Origin of the sequence: Paenibacillus sp. FSL H3-0302, assembly GCF_037982245.1 — a bacterium.
Taxonomy (GTDB): domain Bacteria; phylum Bacillota; class Bacilli; order Paenibacillales; family Paenibacillaceae; genus Paenibacillus_AQ; species Paenibacillus_AQ odorifer.
Window position 1 is genome coordinate 6,161,924 of sequence record NZ_CP150284.1, and the last position, 20,607, is coordinate 6,182,530.

Here is a 20,607-nt window from a genome sequence, read left to right on the forward strand (position 1 = left end):
ACAACAATAATTTACACGCTTCACCTATCCATTTCCACAACCTTACAAATGAGAAAAAAACCTATTAAATATCAGGACTTAATCCTGAATTTAATAGGCTTTCAAGCTTTTTCTCGTAGAACTTTTTAAGCTGCTTAATCTTTTTTATTAAATAGAAATCGCTGCTTCTAAAGCTACTTCCATCATGCCGTTGAAAGAATTTTGTCTTTCTTCTGCCGTGGTTACAGCATGAGTAACTAACGAATCGGAAATGGTAAGAATACATGCAGCTTGTTTACCTAACACTTTCGCATTATGGAACAACGCATAACTCTCCATTTCTACACAAACACAGCCATGTTCATTGTAAAATTCATTAACTCCAGGCACATTGTCTTCATGATAGAATACATCGCTGGAATGAATTCTCGCCGTCAGAACTGGCTTGTTAATACGTGTAGCCGCTGCTTCAATGACTTCGTTCAATTCTTTACTTGGCAGCTGGATATCTCCTTCTACACCGCTTTGCACATAGGCATATGTAGATTCACTCCACGCGCTATCCGCCAACACCACGTCAAATAAATTCAATTTATCAGTATATGCTCCAGCACTACCGATACGAATGATGTTTTCCACACCATAGTTTTTGTATAGTTCATAAGAATAAATACCGATACTTGGCATTCCCATTCCCGAACCCATTACCGAAACCTCTTTGCCTTTATAAGTTCCTGTATATCCAAACATATTACGTACCGTATTAAATTGGGTTGGGTTCTCCAAATAGGTTTCTGCAATATACTTCGCTCTCAAAGGATCTCCTGGCATTAATACTGTTTTGGCGATTTCACCATTTTGTGCTGCATTGTGCGGCGTTGACATAATTTATTCCTCCTATGTTGATTACTCATTACTATCTTACTATACCATTCATGATTTTAAATATACGTTTAAAATTTTCTTTTATTGCGACAAAAATACTGCTACTGAATCTCTTTTTATAATTTATTAGCAAACTCGTTAAGTTTTTGGGACATTATCTTTATTTCCTCAATAAATGTAGAAGTATGCTGAACAGATGCCGCCTGTTCTTGGCCGATAGCTGCTATCTTCTCTATCGAATTAGCCATTTGATTCGTAATTCCCTTAATCTGTAACATGGTTTTATTTATGTTTTGCGTCGAGGCGACGGTTTCCCTTGAAAATTTCCGGATTTCCTTGGCTACGACTTCAAAACTTCTACCTTTCTCACCTGCATGCGCTGCTTCTATTGCAGCATTCAGCCCAAGTAAATTCGTTTGATCAGCAACCCTGTTTATAATGGATAGGACTTCTGTTGTATTCTCCACATCTTTTCCAGCCTGCTGAGATTGAATGAGTAGTTCCTGAGAGTGATCGGAAAGTGAACTTACGCCATAGGAAATATTATTAATTTGCTCATTGGCTTGGGATAATGATTCCGAGATTTGTTCTACAATGGCTTTTAATTCACTTTGTCTTCGAATCTGAACTGCAATCCCGCCAATGACTTGTCCCGTTTGATCGTGAAGAGGTGTTGCTGTACCTGTAAACTCAAATCCATAAAAGTGGGCTGGAACATCGGACTTCAAGGTACGATTCTCTTGTATCGCTAAGTAAAGTGGTTCTTCTTTGTGTAAAGGTTGTCCTTCGTTAATGTTTAAATTTATGGTGTCGCCAGGAAAATAAGCAACGAACCGTTCCAAATCACATATCGCTATTGATAAATCAGCGGGGATAGATAATTTTATAATTGGTATAAGTGAGATAAATTTGTCTAACGATTCAATGTTGTTAATCACAGAAATATAGTCTCCATTCCAGCAAAACGTTATTTATAGCGCACCAAGTCTAACCAGATCATGCCTTACATACATGCATTTAATCTAAACCCTTAATTTTGCTTAATTCATATTTTAGATATGTATTCGCGAAAATCTTCATAAAATCCTCCAAAAAAGTTTACAAACACCCATTTCTCTCTCACAAAAGATAAAAAAAGCCCCCACTTTGTGAAAAGTGAGGGCTTTCGTTCTCTTGCTGTTACTAACAATATCGATTAGTTACGGATCAGATAATCAAATGCTCCTAGCGCTGCAGTTGCACCGGATCCCATCGAGATAATGATTTGTTTATAAGCACTATTAGTGCAGTCACCAGCAGCAAATACTCCTGGTAAGCTAGTAGCACCATGGCTATCTACAACAATCTCACCTACGCGAGTACGTTCAACTGTGTCACCTAGCCATTCTGTATTTGGAACCAGACCAATCTGTACAAATACACCCTGCAATTCAACATGGTGAGTTTCTTCTGTCGCACGATCAACATAAGAAATACCATTTACCTTATCAGTTCCGGTAATCTCTTTAGTTTGCACGTTTTTAAGAACAGTAACGTTAGGAAGGCTATAGAGACGATCTTGCAGTACAGCATCAGCTTTGAGCTCTGGAGCAAATTCCAGAACCGTTACATGCTTCACTATACCTGCAAGGTCAATAGCTGCCTCAATACCTGAGTTACCGCCGCCAACAACTGCAACATCTTTGCCTGCAAACAAAGGACCATCACAGTGTGGGCAGTAGGCTACACCTTTGTTCTTGAATTCAGCTTCACCAGGCACGCCCATATTCCGCCAACGAGCACCTGTAGACAGAATGACCGTCTTACTCTTTAGAACAGCACCGTTCTCAAGTTCAACTTCAATTAAGTCATTTTTGTCTAGACGTCTGACACGCTGCAATTTCATCACATCAATGCCATACTCTTTTACTTGCTCTTCAAGTTTAGCTACGAGTTGAGGACCTTCAGTGTACTTCACACTAATAAAGTTCTCGATACCAAGCGTGTCGTTAACCTGTCCGCCAAAGCGTTCAGCAACAATACCTGTACGAATACCTTTACGTGCCGCATAAATGGCTGCACTTGCACCAGCTGGGCCGCTGCCGACAACAAGCACATCATATGGAGCTTTATTGTCAAACTCAGATGCGTCCACACTGCTGCCCATTTTAGCTAAAATTTCTTCAACCGTCATACGACCACTTTCGAAAAATTCACCATTAAGGTAGACGCTTGGAACAGACATAATTTCTTTGCTTTCTACCTCTTCTTTGAATACTCCACCGTCAATCATCGTATGGGTAATGCCCGGATTAAAGATACTCATAAGATTCAGTGCTTGTACAACATCAGGGCAATTATGACAGCTCAGGCTAACATAAGTTTCAAACTTATATTCACCACTAATGCCTTTGATCTGATCAATTACACTTTGCTCAACCTTAGGAGCTCTTCCGCTAACCTGCAACAGAGCCAATACTAATGAAGTAAATTCGTGTCCAAGCGGAGTTCCGGCAAAGGTTACGCCTGTATCTTCACCCACACGATTTACACTAAAGCTTGGGGTTCTAGACAGTTCGGTTCTTTCCACCGTAATCCTAGGTGACATTTTGGCAATTTCATCAACTAGTTCGGTCATCTCTTGTGATGCCTCGTCAGCGCCTGCACTGAGTTTCAGTACTACATCGCCTTCCAAGAGTTCTAGGTATTGCGCTAGTTGAGCTTTTATTTCTTGATCTAGTTTCATTTAGCTTTCGCTCCTTAAATCTTACCTACAAGATCGAGACTTGGTTTAAGAGTTTCTGCACCTTCCGACCATTTCGCTGGGCAAACTTCACCTGGATGATTGCGTACATATTGCGCTGCTTTAATTTTGTTAACAAGAGCGCTAGCATCACGGCCGATACCACCAGCATTAATCTCAACAGTTTGAATAACACCGTCTGGATCAATGATGAATGTACCACGATCAGCAAGACCGTCAGCTTCGATCAATACATCAAAGTTGCGGGAAACCACATGGGAAGGATCGCCGATCATAATGTATTTCACCTTGCCAATTGCTGCGGAGCTTTCATGCCATGCTTTATGTGTAAAGTGTGTGTCAGTAGAAACGGAATATACTTCAACACCTAGTTGTTTGAGGGTTTCATATTGGTTCTGCAAATCTTCTAGTTCAGTTGGGCATACGAATGTGAAGTCAGCTGGGTAAAAGCAAACTACACTCCATTTACCTTTGAAGTTTTCTTCTGTAACATCGATAAATTTCCCATCTTGAAATGCGCTTGCTTTGAATGGTAGTACTTCTGTTCCGATTAATGACATATTGTTTAATCTCCTTTGGGTTTAATTTATGAATAGAGTGGATACTATTTATAATTATTATAATTAACCAAATTAAGGCCTGTCAAGTTATTTATAATAATTCTAATATGATAATCGTTGTCAGTCGCTAAATGTTCATACAAATTCCTTTCTTTCGGATTTAAATACAACACTTTATCATCTGACTGATGCTCATTCGTGCTTATTGACTATTATGGTTTAGTTTACATGTTTTATGTAGTTCAATTTCTACAATTCGATGTCTTCTACTATTAGATTGATAATATTCAAGGATTCTTCCGCTACTGTTGGGTTAGAATAATATCGATTTCCATTATAGGTGATCAGTGCTTTCCATAAAGCCCACCCTCTTGCTCTATTCCACGTTTGTGCATCCATGTTTAATACCTTTTTAAAGATCCTTCTACTAGCCTGATCAAAAAAAGTCCACGCCATTGCAGCATCACAAGCAGGATCACCCACCCCTAATATGCCAAAATCAATGACTGCACAAAGCTGTCCGTCTTTGACTAATATATTTCCAGGTGCGACATCACCATGAACCCAAACTGGTTCTGACTCCCATTCAGAGTCTAATGCCAGTTCCCAGATCTTTTTCAATAGACCTTCATTAAAAATATCTTTATTATGCTCAATCGCATTTCTAGATTCCTCATCATATACAGCTAAGGACCCACCTCTATAAAAATTATGCTCTCCGGCTAAAGGTCCCCCACTAGCATCAATAGACTGTAATTCAATTAAAAAGCTTCCCAAGTCTCTCGCAAATTGATTGAGATCATTAATGTTCTCATGGGATAAAGTCTCTCCCTTTAGCCAATTATTAATAGACCAAGGCCAGGGATATTCTTTGGTAGGTGTCCCTTTCGCTAATGGTGTTGAAATAGGTAACGTCAGTCCTTTCTTTAAAAAAGGTAACCATTGTTGTTCTTTCTCCACTTGAGGAACATAAGCGACTGCACTTGGTAATCGCACACTCATCTGTTCACCTAAATGAAAAGTCCGATTATCATGCCCACTGAATTTCACAGGTCTGATCTCTAAATCGGACCATTCAGGAAATTGTTCATTTATTAATCTTGCTACTAAATCGACGTCTATAGTATTCATAAATATCTCCAATCATGATTTACAAGCATTATTTGGTTGTCTTAAATATTTTCTAGTGACATATGGTATGTGTAAGCTTTATATATTAGTTATAAAGTACAAAGAGAATATACTTTTTTATAGCTCGATATATATCAGAAGGAGATCTTTGTATATGGAATATGATAGCCTTATCAATGAAATTAAACACTCCTATCAAATAAATATAGAGAATATCAACCTTCATCGTGAGATGATCGGTAGGGTGTATTTTTTGCAGAACCAAGAGAAAAAGTATATGTTCAAAATATTTCGTAGCTTTAAAACGGATGATGCTCTGCAGACGGTTCGCATCCTCGATTATTTAAAAGCTAACTCATATCCAGCAGTTTCTGTGATTAGAACTGTACAGAATGATAGCCACATTATACTCAGTAGTCAGGCTGGCAGCTGCGTTGGAATACTATACGATTATGTCGAGGGAGCAACACCCGATGGTAAAATCGAGGCGAAGAGCATCGGGACACAGATCGGGAAACTCCATAACTTAATGGAGCGATACCCCGAGAAGCTTATCCGTAGAACAAAATTCGATTACATCGATGGTTATATCTCCAATATGCAAGATCTCCAATTTGACCCAGGAAAAATCCTTGAACTAAATCATTACGGCAATGAATTATGGGAACATATCACAAGGCTTCCCAAAAGCTTTTGTCACGGTGACCTTCACACAGGAAATATGCTCAGAAATGAGTGCGGTGAATATATTCTTTTGGACTTCGATGATGCTTCGGGTGATTATCCGAGTATGGATGTTGCATACATGTGTGATGCTACCGATTTTAATCACTCAAATGAATCGATGTATGATCAAACCATGCGTTTGTACGAACGTTTCTATTCGGGTTATAGTACAACACGTACAATAAGTAGTAATGAGTTTAAGGCTCTTTTCGATTTTATTGCGATCAGACATTTTCAAATCATCTCAAGAATAGTGCAGTGTCAAGGATTGCAAAGTATATCCAAAGAATTCTGCGATGAACAATATAGTTGGCTTATGAAATGGCAAGAACTTTGCATTAAACACGGGTAAAAATACTGACGTTTCAATCTGTACTATATAAAAACAACCTCAGTACGGGTTCATCCCGAACTGAGGCTATTTCTGTTAACTTATATAGGTTCTACTTCAAATAGGTTCCTGACTCTCCGATTCCACCACTACCGTTCAATACATACACTCGCGCATTTCCTTTACCGGAGCAGTTGATTGTGATCACACCGTTGGTAACGGTTTTGGTATCACCAGTCACTGCATCCACATAAGTTCCGTTAGGAATTCCAGTGAATGTTGCATTTCCTGAGATTGTAACCAAAGCAAAGCTATCGATTCCTTTGCTACTATCAGTGTATCTTCTTTTAAATGCCAAATCACCTGATACATTTTCTGTAGAATATTGGCCTTTTTGCAAAGCAGGAACAGCTCTTCTAATTAAATTAAGTTGTCTGATATGTTTCGCCAGAGGATAATTTAACGAGTCTGCAAGTGTGCCAGTAGCATTGGTATATTTACCGTAATCTTGAACAGTAACACTACCCTCAATATGATCGCCAAAGTAAGCACGGCCTGTTGTACTTAACGGCGCATTTGGACCTACATCGATGACTGATCCTTTTTTGAACTCAATTTCAGAACCATAATAGATCGCAGGTATTCCTCGGAAGGTGAACATCAGCGCGAGATTCTCAGCCCAAGTGTCCTGTGTGCCGGCAAATCTTTGATTTTCTGGTGCTTGGTCAGGTGCATAGTCATGAGAGTCAATATAAGTTACATTCCAGGTAGCATCATTATAGAATTGATCACCGCTTCTCATACTGAATGCTTCCTGAGCAGTTTTGAAAGCCCAGTGCATTGGAAAATCAATAACATCCATACCCGATTTCTTCGAATAATCAGGCGTATGATAAGTATTTCCTGTTAAAAAAGCATTGTTCGAGGTAGGTTGTCCTGCTGTAGTAGAGTTATCTGCCCACTCTTGTTCCACCGATAGCTTATTGGAAGCGTAGTCATTTTGACCGTCACCTGGATAGGGTTTTGAGCTTTTCCAAGTATAAAATGGTGTTGATATCGCCGGAATTCCACTGTTCCACACATCTCTGTACCGAGTAGCCACTTCCCCAAAGACAAAGAAGTCTGAGCCCCCTCTTGTTTTCCATGCCGGCACAAAATATTTGTTAAAAATATACCGGCTTACATGCTTTACAGTATCGACCCGGAAAGCATCCACACCCATATCAATATATTGATTATAGCTGTCGATTAGATACTGATTCACTAGAGGATTCTCTGTGTTTAAGTCCACACAGTCTCCCGCAATCTGTCCTGTCTGGACGGTGTAAGACTCCCAAGAAAGACTTTTTTCCGTATGGTAAATATTATTGTTAGTCTCCGCAGTCTTCATTAAGGCAAGTCTTGCCTGATATTGCTGATCCGGGGTCATGGAATCATAGTTAGCTGGCAGCTTATCCGTAATTTTGAGCATGTTACTCACGGTGTCCGCCGCCGTTGGATCTTTTTTGAACATCGGGAACAGATTTTCTTCTCCAAAATTACCGGTATGATTGACGACAATATCTTGAATAACCTTTATCCCTCTAGCGTGTGCTGCATTGATCAAATCCTGATAAGATGCCCCTGCGGATTCATATCTTGGATCTACTTTTGCAAAATTTATTGCATGGTACCCATGATAATCATAACCGCTGGCATTCTGCACCACAGGTGTAATCCAGATGGCACTGAAGCCTAGTGCTTTAATGTAATCGAGCTTTTGAATCAGTCCTTTAAAATCCCCTCGCCAAGCTGGATCCGAGTCCGGATTTCCTGCCTTGGCATCCTCCCATGCATGTTCGTTGTTACTCGGATCACCGTCATAAAACCGGGAAGTGATTACAAAATAAATCGTATCTTCACGAAAATCGCCCTTATTACCAATGTTATAAACAAAACTCTGTTTGGTTTCATTTCCGGCACCATCGATCACAAGGAATTTTAAGGTTGTCGTCTTGTTAATCAAGATAGACGGTCCCGCAAGAGATGTTAGTGCATTGCCTGAAATATAGACTTTTGAACTCGTTGTTGGTTCCGTACCATTATCTGTGTAATATGCTGTGGTTGTTGCCGCCTTGTTGTCTTTTATATTAAAAGATACGGAAACCGCTGAGCTCGAATTCCCAACAGGCAGATTCGCAGTGATAATCGGAGCTTGCAAATCGGCATTCAGATCAATCACATAAGCAAAAGAGCCTACATTACCCGCTTGCCCTATAGAGTTAACGCCGAATGCTTTGATAGTCAAAGAAGAAGGTACTTGGATTGGAGTCGTATACAACGTTGAGGTTGTCGTAGGTGTTGATCCGTCGGTCGTATAATAAATTTTATCGCCGCTATTTGTACTGGATAGGGTCACCGTTTGGGCAGAATCATAGGTTTTGGGCACAGGCGAGACGGATATCACCGGAACCTTAGGAACGTCTGGATTGGCATCATACCATACGTTATCTGAGTTATACCAGCCCTCTTTTACGCTGCGAGATAAGTCAGCCGTCTGTTTGCCATTGCCGTCATTAAAGATCAGGCTTGCCCCTGTAGCATTTGGAACAGTATAGCTATACCAATCGTTCCCGTCCGATTTCATCAGTATCCCCGGCCATGCTCCACTAGTCGGAACGGTTGCCGGATTCAGATTCCAGTAATGGATGCGGATCGCTGCATTCCAGCTTGCTGGTTTCTTAAAGTGAACGGTTAGCCCCGCTGAAGTAGGTGTAGGTGTTGGCGTCACTGTTGGCGTTGGTGTGGGTGTTATGGTAGGTGTTGGCGTCACTGTTGGTGTAGGAGTTACCGTAGGTGTAGGAGTTACCGTAGGTGTTGGCGTCACTGTTGGGGTAGGAGTTACCGTAGGTGTTGGTGTCACTGTTGAGGTAGGAGTTATCGTTGGTGTTGGTGTAGCTCCGGCCGAAAGGGTCACATAGTCGATATTAATATTCCCGCTATCATCCGAGTCATATTTATAAGCAAGCGTGTTATTTCCTGCCTGTAAAGAGAGTGTTTCTGTTTGGTCTGCCCATGTATCCCAGTTGGTCAGGTTGGCTAATGTTGTCTGTGTAACCTTTATTCCATTGACATAAATGGACACTTTTTTAGCACTGCCGGATGCATTAGCATAGTGAAGCGTGGCATTATAGGACCCTGCTGCGGAAGCCTGGACGTTAAAAGTGGTGGCTGCTCCTGTAGTTGTATATCCATCAACAAAACCAGTGCCCGAATATCCGGTGTGATTCGTATTTACTTTTGCACCACCAGACAGGGATGCACTCTCTGCTTCGTATTTCCCGGCGACCGGAATAACAACCGTCCAGTTCTTCCCGCCGTTATTGTCCCAACTATCCGTTGGAGCCGTGATGTGATAACAATAAATTAGGGTGGCGCCTTCCTGAACATTGAGGTTGGCGATGAACGTGGTTCCATTTTTGGTCATCACCGTGTCCGTAGTATTAGCCCAGTTATTCGTAGTCCAATGTAAGGTCACAGCTGCCGCTGTAGGATTGGTATAGGTGACTGTATGATCCGTATTGCTGGCCGATGCTCCACCCGATAAACCAAATAAACTAAAAATGAGTGAAAAAATAATTAACCACGAAATATAACGCCTGGATTGTTTGGATACCAAGTAAATAACCTCCTCATAATTTTAAGTGCAGCTTACGATTTTAAGCCCATCGTGATGTGCAAACGTTTGCAAAAATGAGAAAAAAAGAAATACTTAATAGTTTTAATCTCCTCCTTCAATGAATAATAAGGAAAAAACTCATTGTATGCGTTTACAAACGGTTCAATATCTGATGAATTTTCCTTGTTAAGATTATAGGCGCCAAACTTTTGCTGGTCAATGCATCTTTTAGGCTATAATTCAATCGTTTTCACTATAAGTTCCCTAAGATAGCAGGTAAATTGTTCAGGTTCTTAGCCAGCCAATTCATTTCTTTTGCAAAACGTTTTGGAGGTACACTATGTTTGTCCATCGCGGCATTAATCCACCACGGGCTTTCCATATACCACAACAACTGCAATGATTTTGTTAAATACCCCTGCTCCACCGTTCGTTCCTCACGATATCCGTCAATAAATGCTGAAGCTAGTGCTCCATCTAAATCTTCATCTAAAGCACATGACATCACTGCTCGCGCTACATCAAGCTGCGGATAATCATATTTGAACCGATCAAAATCTAGAATTGCAGACAATTGGCTATCTTGAAATAAAAGATTATCAACCCATAAATCACGATGTGCCCATCCAGCTACAAGTCCTTCGAATATTTCCGGATCTATTTCTTCAGTCGCTCTCAGTTGTATCTCTAGGTCAGTGATGAGTGAAGTTTTGCCCATTTCCTTTGATTGTTGTAGGAGTACATTCCAATGTTCTAAACGTTCCTCAGGGCTTTGGGGAATAAATTGTGGGGTTCTTTTCAAACTAAGGGTCCCATCATTTAATAAACGATGCATTTTACCTGTGGCACGACCCAAATCAAACATTTGAAGGATGTTAATTTTGCCCGGCTCTATGACACGCCCTTCACAATATTCCATAACCATAAACGTCTCTCCCATATCTGATTCCAGTAAAACTTTATGGTTATAAGCCAACAATTCGGGACATGGGAGTCCCTGTAGATACAATCTTTTCTGTTGAGAAAAGGCGAAGCTCAGCTCTTCTGGGTTATACAATTTATATCTTTTTTTGTTGTATTGTTTAAGTAGAAATGGTCCTGAATCCGTTATGATTTTCCATTTAAGATTTAACCAGCCACGTTTTATTGGGGTAGCATGAAGGACTTTCAATCCAAAAAAATGATAGAAACTATTACTTAAATCCTCTAAAATGGCTTCCTCTGAACGAATCGCTTCCAATTCATCAACTCCTATCTATTCAAAGTATAAAAGAAGAAGCCGCCAATGACGACTTCTTTTAGATATTTCTTTTTAGCAGAAAAAGTTATCTATAAATAAGGCTCCCGCCTTGGAGAAACTCTTGCGCCTTCTCTTGCATTCCTGATTCAATTCCCGTCGTATTCCGGATATTATGAGAGATCTTCATACTGCAAAATTTCGGCCCGCACATGGAACAGAAATGAGCTGTTTTAGCGCCTTCCGCAGGCAATGTCTCATCATGATATTCGAGCGCTCGCTCAGGATCTAACGATAAATGAAATTGATCACGCCAACGAAATTCAAAACGGGCTTTCGAAAGAGCATTATCCCGGTCTTGTGCTCCTTTATGCCCTTTCGCCAAATCTGCGGCATGAGCCGCTATTTTATAAGTAATGACCCCTATACGTACATCTTCCTTATTAGGCAGGCCAAGATGTTCCTTCGGAGTTACGTAACATAACATAGCTGTACCGAACCAACCAATCATCGCTGCACCTATAGCAGAGGTAATATGATCATAACCAGGCGCAATATCTGTAGTCAGTGGACCTAATGTATAAAAAGGGGCTTCGTTACAAGTTTCAAGTTGCTTATCCATATTCTCTTTAATCAAGTGCATCGGCACATGTCCTGGACCCTCTACCATCACCTGTACATCATGACTCCAAGCTATAGCTGTTAATTCACCTAACGTCTCTAACTCGGCAAATTGTGCTTCATCATTCGCATCAGCAATCGAACCCGGACGTAATCCATCGCCTAGGGAAAAAGAAACATCGTACAGCTTCATGATTTCACATATCTCTTCAAAATGTGTATATAAAAAGTTCTCTTGATGATGCGCAAGACACCATGCCGCCATGATGGAGCCACCTCTTGAAACAATGCCTGTCATACGTTGTGCAGTCAACGGGATATAACGAAGCAGAACCCCCGCATGAATGGTAAAATAATCAACCCCTTGCTCCGCTTGCTCAATGAGCGTATCACGGTATACTTCCCACGTTAAATCTTCCGCTTTCCCATTCACTTTTTCCAACGCTTGATAGATAGGCACCGTTCCAATAGGAACAGGAGAATTACGGATGATCCACTCGCGTGTCGTATGAATGTTTTTACCTGTTGAGAGATCCATTATATTATCTGCACCCCAGCGGGTGGCCCATCTCATCTTCTCTACCTCTTCCTCTATGGATGAGGATACTGCGGAATTTCCTATATTGGCATTGATCTTCACTAAAAAATTGCGTCCAATAATCATTGGTTCACTCTCTGGATGATTGATATTCGCTGGAATGATGGCGCGGCCGCGGGCTACTTCATCTCTTACAAATTCCGGTGCCACATTCTCACGAATCGCAACGTATTCCATTTCCGAAGTAATAATCCCTTTGCGTGCATAATGCATTTGAGAGACATTACGCCCCTTTTTCGCTCGCAAAGGTTTTCTATGGAGCGCTGGAAACACTTCCGCCACAGCTTTTCCCGTTGCATTCCCGTTATCTTCAGGCTTCATGGTTCTTCCTTCGTACGCTTCCGCATCCCCTCGTTCCTCAATCCAGCTTAGACGATTGGGCTCTAACCCCTGACGAATATCAGTATGAATATTAGCATCCGTGTAAGCCCCGCTTGTGTCATAGACATGAATTGGGGCATTCTCCTCTTCGCCGTCTATGCCCGCAGTTGGACTAAGTGAGATCTCCCGCATAGGCACCTGAATATCAGGCCGTGAACCCTTTACATACACTTTTTGACTTGCTGGAAAAGCTGATAGATTGATTGGATCGTTGTTCAATTCGCTTGTCATCTCAATTCCTCCTATAAGGTGATTTGATCAAGCGGAGACGGTCTACTCCCCCACAAATAGAAAAGGCCACATCTGTATAAGATGCGGCCTTAGAGTAGACAAATAGAAATAGAACTCCATTTCCTCCGCTGGCATTATCCAGATCAGGTTTGACGGTCGATAGTTATAACTATCCTCTCAGCCTGGTCCCACCAAGCTCCCGTGACTATATAATTGCTACTTCAAAGTATAACCGAAAAGAGAAAATTATCCAAATCTACTCAAATGTGAGATCAATGTATACGTTAGTTTAACACCAATACCCCAAATCCTTCCAGAAGCACCTCGCCCGACAATGTTGTGCCGCTCAGTAAATCTGTTTTGGTCTCATGAAGATGGATCGTGACAGGAGTCTCACTATAATTAAGCAAAAAAGCATAACTGGAAGAAGCTCCGGTACGGACTTGCAGTTCTACCTCTTCTGGGAGCTCCAGCCAATCTGCTGGTGATTGTAGATCAATTAAATTTATGATCTCAGCCGCTGCCTGTTCATTAAATACGGCTCCGTAATACCAAACCTCACCCTTGCCGCGACGATTTCTAGTTACCGCCGGTTTTCCCGCATAATAATCAGAGGCGTAGACCGCCATCACTTCAACCGAAGCTTCCTCTATTTTGAGAATATCATTAAAGTCATCTGCTCCTGTAACGACTTCGGTCACGCCCGACCAGCTAATTGTTGTTGGCTGACGACTGCCCTTAACCATTGTGAATTCTTCAACTGTGATCCCGCATAGATCCTTAGCAGCACCTGGGAAAGGACGCATATAACATTGTCCGCGCTCATCCTTATAGCCGGTTCTACAGCCGAAGATCAGTTTGCCGCCTTGCTGAACATATTCATCCAGCAGTGCTGCTGTCTCATCTGTCATAATCGCTGGGTGAGGATAGATAAGCACGTCGTACCTTGCAAGCTCCTCCAGCGTTGTTTTTTTGCGTAAATAGAGTACGTCATTCGGGATATGCTTCCGCTGAAGCGCCTTGTACCACTCCTTATTGCTCTTCCACATAAACGGGCCATGCCAAACATCGTATTCTCCATCCCACTCATTGTCATAATCACGAACAATAGCAATGTTAGCCTGATTACGAGTACCGACAAACGCATGACCTGCTGCTGCCAGCTCCTGACCGATCTGCCCCGCTTCCCGCACTCTCCGGTTAGGCTGATTATGATAGTCATTGATTCCATGCCAATAAATTTCATTGCCCATCGTAGCTGTCCGCCAGCGGAAATATAACACCATATCTGCTCCATGAGCGATCGACTGATAGGTCCATAACCGCATCTGCCCGGGCTTTGGAGAAGGCATATCCATCCGGTTCACCCAGCCACCCGGGCCCGACTGCTGCTCCATAATGCAGAAATTCGGGGATATCGAACGAACAACAGATAACGACAGTCCCCAGCCTCTATCATTCAGCGGATTCCGCTCATTCGGGTCATAAAAAATAGTAGAGAACTGAGGATAGGAATCATAGCTGAAGAAATCCAACAGTTCATCCGTCATTTCATGGCTATCGAGATGCCCGAACAGACCGTTCGTGGTTACCCACTGCTTAGGGGCAAGTTTACGGATGATATCCGCTTGGTTTTTGGCAAAAGAATTTGTATTGTCCGAAATAAACCGTTTTTCATCCAATGCCTGATGAGGATTGGGTTGCTTCGGTACTGGAGTCGGACGTGGAAGATAGACCTGAGACCAGTCACTATAGCTTTGATTCCAAAAAACAGCTCCCCAAGCCTCGTTCAAATGCTCAAGTGTAACATATTTCTGCTGTAGCCATTCCCGGAAAGCCTTATGGTCACTCTCCGAATAAAATTCACTGATCTCACAGTTGAGCTCATTATCAATTTGCCAGCCAACTACACCCGGATGATTGCCGTAATGTTCAGCCATTTGTTCTGCAATACGTGCACACAGTTCCCGGTATTTAGGACTGCTGTAATTATAATGACGGCGCATGCCATGCTGAAGTGTAACACCTTCGTAGGTAACATTTAAAACTTCGGGATACTTATCAGTCAACCAAGCTGGAGGCGTCGCCGTCGGAGTACCAAGTACAACCTGAAGACCATATTTATGTGCTAGATCAATCGCCCGATCAAAGAGCCCGAACTGAAACTGCCCTTCTGCCGGTTCAAAAATAGACCAAGCAAACTCCCCCATCCGAATGATCGTAAAGCCGAGTTCACGCATCCGGCGATAATCGTCCTCCCACATGTTTTCTGGCCAGTGCTCCGGATAATAACAGACGCCAAGCTCGAATTTTTCAGTTGCGACAGGTTTCTTCATCATTACCTCCAAAGTATTAAAAATATGCTTTCAATATTTTATAATTCTATTGTAGTATCAATGATAAGAGGTCTTATATAACAAAATATTGCTATCATATAACAATCTTGCGTTCATTGCCTTAATCCAACTTGCGCTCTGTTGCGCTACAGAAACGGGTGCTGCCAAACATGAAGAAACAATGGTATTTGCCGACACCGGCTTTTTCAAAATATGTCTGTTATCCTGAATTTTTGGGACATTACACTCACTTTCCACAACATACAGAGAGAAGAAGCGAAGGTTTTCTGGGGAGTTATAACCTGCATTTGATCTTTGATGGGGAGGGTTATGTATTCCATGAGGGCGAACGTATTCCGATGAGTAGAGGACGAGGTTTTCTGTACCCTAAAGGGGCTTATCAGCAATACGGCTCTGACCCAGGCGAGCCTTGGGATGTCCGCTGGGTTCATTTTAACACTGAAATTGTCCTTCCCTTATTAGAAGAAGTGGACCAGTCTCGTGCATACCTGTTCACTTTTGATTTGGATGCTAAGCTGGACGAGCTATTCGAGGAAATGTACCTACTAAGCGCTTCCTACGTGACCCGTAGCGAGCCAAGACTATCTGCTCTGCTGTATGAGCTTCTAGTAAACTTGCTGCAGAACTCCGAGCCGCTTCACGGCTCAGTACCGCACGAGGTTAGGCAGTCCATCCGCAGTGCTGCAGATATCATTCATGTCGAATGTGCCAGCCCTTGGTCTCTGGAATCGATGGCAAGATTGACCGGGTACAGCAGCTATCATTTTCTAAGGCTGTTCCGGGTGGTTATGGGTAAAACACCTAATCGTTATTTAACCGATTGTCGGCTGGCTAAAGCCAAGCTTTTACTAGTTTCCACAGGACTCTCCATTGCTCAGGTTGCTACTCAGTCCGGTTTTGCCCAGTCCAGCTATTTCATTAAAGTGTTCAGAAGGTTTGAAGGCATGTCTCCTGTGAAGTACCGGCAGGCTTTTGGGGCGTAGAGGATCTTCGATTCAATCTTAGTCTCTTGGATTTATCACCCTTAAAGATCATCCTTAAGAGAAATTTCACTCTCAATATCTAAACTTATTGTTTCGGAATGAATCTCCCCTTCATTATCATTCCATGTAATAGATAAAGTGGTATTTTCATAATTTTGTCTATTTTTATTTAATTCGTCATACGAATACGGACCTGTTATAGACGCGATATCAGTGTTACTTAATATTGAAACGGGTCCATCCGTTGACCTAGCTTCATTTACAAGAACTGTTTCATCCTTATTATTATTGTTTTTTTCATTGACTTCATACTTATAATAGCTACTATTCACTAAAGCGCTTGGGTCTCCCTTGAACACTAACTTCCCATGTCCCCGTAAAATTTTATTAGATGAAATTATTATTTTGTAATCTAAAACATCCCATGTATCCCCTGTACCCTTAAGTGTATATACTTGAACACCAGTGTTTAAATTTGTTTCGACCTCTTTATTGAAATATAAATAACTCCATATCGCATTCAAAATAATAACCACAGCTACAAGCACTAGGATTAGTTTTTTCATATCTGCTCCTTTATAAATACTCCCCAGCCATTATTTATATCTTAAATTCCACTCCTTAGACCATTTCGGGAAAGCTTCTCCGGTCAATTCTTCGAGTGTATTCCCATCAATGGTATAAACCCAGCCCATATGTAATTCAGCGAAATCAGGAAAACTATAGCCTCCTATCACTTCATCGTCTGCTTCTTGCAGAAAAATCAGGGTTTGTTTTTTTGTATTATCCTTCTCATTATCTAAGGGGTGGTTTTTAACGATGAACTTACTTGTAGTTATTTCCTTGCCTATATAATCGATTGGATCAACACTTTGAACACTCCAATATTGTATGTATGGCATTTCCGTCAGCAGTTTTTTATCTAATAAATATTCAGAAACAATTCCTTCATTACTAATGATCAGATAGCCCATATCGGTAATAAATTGTTCAGCTTTGCTATATTCTTTTTTTGAATTATCGCTAATTTGCTCCTTACTACATCCAAATAAAAAGATTAAGAATAACGGAACTATGATTGCCCTTAATTTGTTCATAGGTTCCTCTCCTTGGAGTGTTTATTATCTCCTTAATAGTCTCATAGATTAATCTTATTGTATGAATTTAGTATCATCAAACTCTTTAGCGTCTTATAGGCTCTCCATTCCAACCTTGCTGTTTCACCGGGAGGCTCCCATTTTATCTGCCATCCTCCATCATCCTCCTGTTGGTATTCTAATACTTTTAAATGATCAAGAATGGTTTCATCAGAAAATATGCTGCTACAGTAAGAAGTGGGTGATGGCGAAAATTCTAGAGGAGAGAGTCCATAACTGTGGGATGCGGCATCCATACAAAAGAAGTTGGCAGTAATAAGCTCCTTAGATAATTTTTGAAATAATCCTTTGATATAATCCGATTGAGGTAGGCTTTCCAATAAATAAAATGCAGTCAAAATTGTATGCGCATCGTCATATGCTTGTGCGTGAATATCTTCCAAACAAATTTCTGTCGCCTTATCAAGCCAGGAATGTTCTATCCCTTGCCACTTAAGAAGCCCGACAAGACCAGTAAGTCTGCTAAATGATGGCTCTGTAGAAAGAGGGTTACTCCAATGTTCTGCTCTTGGATAGTTTGCTGATGAAGGAAATATTGTTGGAATCCCTTTTTTTAAATCAGCATGCTTTGAAATATAATCACATGCTTTTTGAGAAAGTTCTTCGTCTTTTATGTTACAGTCATATAAAAAACGTAGTGCAAATTCCATGAAAAGTGGCTGACTACCGGGTACCCGTAAATCCGGCTCTATTGCATTTCCAAACCCACCATCTTCGTTTTGGTAGGCTGTTAGTGAAGTCACAACATTGCTCATTGATCCACCGTGGAAAATATATTCAAAAACCCTTCTTTCTAATAATCTGCCATGTGTCCAAATGAAATGGGCTGCTTTCTCAAAATCCATCTGTTCCCCTCCTCAAAATTTAGGCTAAGTATTTAAGTATTCAATGACACTTTTAATATAGGATTCAATCGGTTCCTTTGTATTAACAATATGTATTCTGACATTAGATGGCTTTTTAGCATTTTCAATAGTTTTTAGCAATGTCTCTTCAGAAGGCACTCTTTCAATCTGGCTAATCATTCTTTTTCTATTTCGCAGTCTATTATTGAGCTCATCATAGTCATTTAATAGACATTCTACATATTTATATTCCACATTATATTTCCGGGTCAGATTCAATCCTCTCTCTATCATTTCAGAGTATAAACAAGGGCTATCGAGTATAACATTATGACCTTGAGATAAGTGGAAATCTATCAAAGCCCATTCAATGTCATACGAAATTTTTCCAACTTCCTTGAACCCAATGTTTGCTCCAAGTGATTCCATAAGAGAAGACTTTACAATGTCGTGATCAAGAATAACAGCAGAAGTATGCTGCGCTATTACTCTGGCTAATGAAGACTTCCCTGATCCGGGGTATCCAGACATCTGAAGAAAAAACAACGAGGGCCACTTCCTTTCAGAATAGATTCTTATAAGCATATATCGATTTCCATATAAGCTCCTCATCCTTAATTCCTTCATGGACAAATAACTTTATTGGAAAAAAGATTCCTTCCATAATCGATAATCTAACGTCCTCCACAAATTGTGTGTACGTGTATGCGCTCCTGATTTTATTGTTAATTGAATGAAAATACAGATCAAAAATACGTGTAGTCTCCTCACTGCCATGAAACAAATCGTGGATAAATAACATAACGAGATCCTCGGTACAAAGCCCAACCTTCACTGCTTCAAGATCAATGATGCACGGCCTTGAACTGCTGAACATCGGATATAATAAATTGCCAACATTTAGATCACCATGGATGCATGTTGTATTTTGATATCTGGAGATACGACTAATATGTTTCTGGGCATTTTCACGCAAGCTAAGTAAACACTTCTCGTAAATACTAAACTGTTCTTCCCCAAGGTTATAAGTCTGGTGCTTTCTAAAAGCCAGATAATCTCTCTCCAAATACGAAATATGCTTTAAATAATGCTCTATACTTTTCAAATGCTCGGGATGAGCTAACTCGCTTGTCTCCCAAGAAGCAGAATGAAACTGTGCGATCACATCAATAATGTTTGCTAATTTATCAGATTCAATAGGTACTTCCCAGTCAGCTAAATTGTTATGTGTCGGGGTCAGATCTTCCATCAACAATATCCCTTCTTGTCCAACTGTATCATATTTATTAAAAAAGACTCTCGGAACGGATACATCCTTGGTAGAGTAATGATTGTAAATAGTATTTTCAAATGGGATATGATCTGACTTCGTAATTTTCTCTAATAACGACAAAACCTTATTGTCTTTCGTATACACTTCTATTTTATTGAGTGCTGCTCGATTGCGTATTTCTTGTTTTGTTCTTTTAATCTCAAGAATCTCAGGAATACCCTGACCTCTTAATAGCTCTAATAGTTGATCATCGTTTAGTGGCATTTTCATCCTCCAATCTGAATTAGCTCTCGCCTACAGTAGCCATTTGTCTCACTTCCATTTTTCATCATTCATCAGGTTGAACTAACGTGTATAAATTCGCTTCCAACATTCCGTCCACCTTCCAAAATATTGAATATTTCGTGCTGAGAATTCAAATAAAAAAGACAAATCACATATTAAAAGTGACTTGTCCTCCGGTGCTTCCACATATAAATTTGCTTAAAATGAATTAAACGCTAAATAATACGTTTTATTTCCGCCAAAAAGTTGAACAGTCTGCCTTATCCAAAATATTAAACTCGATCATTTTTTTAAGTAATGAGAAATCAACGGGACTTTCCCACCGGATGCGTAACAACTGCTTGGTGTGATCATAACCTGCCTGCACTATTTCATCAGAAAAACGATTAATTCCTGCAATTTCAGGGGCAACCGCCAAATGATGTTTGGATACACTAAAACCAATAATAAAAGTCTCGTGATCGGTAAACATAGGCTGATTCCACGCAACTTTTGGCTTTAAATCAGTAAATTTTCCAGCTACCCAAGCCAAAACTTCTTCCATTCTTTCCCGATGTTGCGGGTTATCAATTTGCGCTAAATATTCTGAAAATACTTCCATGTCATTCTCTCCTAATAAAATATTT

General features: G+C 40.7%; 17 protein-coding genes and 1 riboswitch. Of the genes, 2 read left to right on the forward strand and 15 right to left on the reverse strand.

The genetic code is table 11. The annotated features are described in order from the left end of the window. Nucleotides 1-147: 147 nt before the first annotated feature. The 5 genes from deoD to MHH50_RS27360 form a co-directional block, all read right to left on the reverse strand. Entirely contained in the window at nt 148-864 is a 717-nt protein-coding gene (gene deoD, locus MHH50_RS27340) for a purine-nucleoside phosphorylase (protein ID WP_036681380.1), read from the reverse strand. 116 nt (nt 865-980) lie between these two features. Next, a complete protein-coding gene (locus MHH50_RS27345; protein ID WP_076129804.1) occupies nt 981-1,802 on the reverse strand; it encodes a methyl-accepting chemotaxis protein in 822 nt (273 codons plus the stop codon). A gap of 257 nt (nt 1,803-2,059) precedes the next feature. Next, nucleotides 2,060-3,589, reverse strand: coding sequence for an alkyl hydroperoxide reductase subunit F (gene ahpF, locus MHH50_RS27350; protein ID WP_076277814.1), 1,530 nt, complete (start codon nt 3,587-3,589; stop codon nt 2,060-2,062). Nucleotides 3,590-3,603: 14 nt separating this feature from the next. Then, on the reverse strand, nt 3,604-4,167 hold the full coding sequence (gene ahpC / locus MHH50_RS27355) for an alkyl hydroperoxide reductase subunit C (RefSeq protein WP_036681373.1): 564 nt from the start codon (nt 4,165-4,167) through the stop codon (nt 3,604-3,606). Between the two features lie 249 nt (nt 4,168-4,416). After that, nucleotides 4,417-5,298 carry an aminoglycoside phosphotransferase family protein gene (locus tag MHH50_RS27360; RefSeq protein WP_076282688.1) on the reverse strand — a complete coding sequence of 294 codons (882 nt, stop codon included), beginning with the start codon at nt 5,296-5,298 and terminating at the stop codon, nt 4,417-4,419. A gap of 154 nt (nt 5,299-5,452) precedes the next feature. Here MHH50_RS27360 and MHH50_RS27365 point away from each other — a divergent pair, with 154 nt between their 5' ends. Further along, a complete protein-coding gene (locus MHH50_RS27365; RefSeq protein WP_340033711.1) occupies nt 5,453-6,376 on the forward strand; it encodes a phosphotransferase in 924 nt (307 codons plus the stop codon). Between the two features lie 91 nt (nt 6,377-6,467). Here MHH50_RS27365 and MHH50_RS27370 read toward each other — a convergent pair whose 3' ends face one another. From MHH50_RS27370 to MHH50_RS27385, 4 genes are all read right to left on the reverse strand, one after another. Further along, nucleotides 6,468-10,013: an alpha-amylase family glycosyl hydrolase gene (locus MHH50_RS27370; RefSeq protein WP_340033713.1), complete on the reverse strand. Its 3,546-nt coding sequence runs from the start codon at nt 10,011-10,013 to the stop codon at nt 6,468-6,470. A gap of 253 nt (nt 10,014-10,266) precedes the next feature. Continuing rightward, a complete protein-coding gene (locus MHH50_RS27375) occupies nt 10,267-11,253 on the reverse strand; it encodes a phosphotransferase (protein ID WP_076308995.1) in 987 nt (328 codons plus the stop codon). Nucleotides 11,254-11,338: 85 nt separating this feature from the next. Continuing rightward, nucleotides 11,339-13,081, reverse strand: a complete 1,743-nt coding sequence (gene thiC / locus MHH50_RS27380; protein WP_340033714.1) for a phosphomethylpyrimidine synthase ThiC — start codon at nt 13,079-13,081, stop codon at nt 11,339-11,341. A gap of 100 nt (nt 13,082-13,181) precedes the next feature. Further along, nucleotides 13,182-13,294: riboswitch (TPP riboswitch) on the reverse strand. 71 nt (nt 13,295-13,365) lie between these two features. After that, a complete protein-coding gene (locus MHH50_RS27385) occupies nt 13,366-15,417 on the reverse strand; it encodes a beta-galactosidase (protein WP_076310320.1) in 2,052 nt (683 codons plus the stop codon). A 170-nt stretch (nt 15,418-15,587) separates the two neighbouring features. Between MHH50_RS27385 and MHH50_RS27390 the strand changes: the two genes are divergently transcribed. Next, nucleotides 15,588-16,421 (forward strand): AraC family transcriptional regulator, encoded by an 834-nt coding sequence (locus MHH50_RS27390; RefSeq protein ID WP_076308998.1) that lies wholly within the window; start codon nt 15,588-15,590, stop codon nt 16,419-16,421. 41 nt (nt 16,422-16,462) lie between these two features. On the opposite strand, the gene MHH50_RS27395 is transcribed toward MHH50_RS27390, so the two are convergent. From MHH50_RS27395 to MHH50_RS27420, 6 genes are all read right to left on the reverse strand, one after another. Continuing rightward, nucleotides 16,463-16,987: a hypothetical protein gene (locus MHH50_RS27395; protein ID WP_340033715.1), complete on the reverse strand. Its 525-nt coding sequence runs from the start codon at nt 16,985-16,987 to the stop codon at nt 16,463-16,465. Between the two features lie 30 nt (nt 16,988-17,017). Continuing rightward, the gene (locus tag MHH50_RS27400) at nt 17,018-17,518 is read right to left on the reverse strand and encodes a hypothetical protein (RefSeq protein WP_076309000.1); all 501 of its coding nucleotides are present in this window, start codon (nt 17,516-17,518) and stop codon (nt 17,018-17,020) included. 41 nt (nt 17,519-17,559) lie between these two features. Next, on the reverse strand, nt 17,560-18,423 hold the full coding sequence (locus MHH50_RS27405; RefSeq protein WP_340033716.1) for a hypothetical protein: 864 nt from the start codon (nt 18,421-18,423) through the stop codon (nt 17,560-17,562). A gap of 24 nt (nt 18,424-18,447) precedes the next feature. Continuing rightward, nucleotides 18,448-18,969, reverse strand: a complete 522-nt coding sequence (locus tag MHH50_RS27410) for an AAA family ATPase (RefSeq protein WP_076186542.1) — start codon at nt 18,967-18,969, stop codon at nt 18,448-18,450. A 16-nt stretch (nt 18,970-18,985) separates the two neighbouring features. Then, the gene (locus MHH50_RS27415; RefSeq protein ID WP_076186544.1) at nt 18,986-19,960 is read right to left on the reverse strand and encodes an aminoglycoside phosphotransferase family protein; all 975 of its coding nucleotides are present in this window, start codon (nt 19,958-19,960) and stop codon (nt 18,986-18,988) included. 250 nt (nt 19,961-20,210) lie between these two features. Continuing rightward, nucleotides 20,211-20,582, reverse strand: coding sequence for an iron chaperone (locus MHH50_RS27420; protein WP_076309004.1), 372 nt, complete (start codon nt 20,580-20,582; stop codon nt 20,211-20,213). Nucleotides 20,583-20,607: the final 25 nt, after the last annotated feature.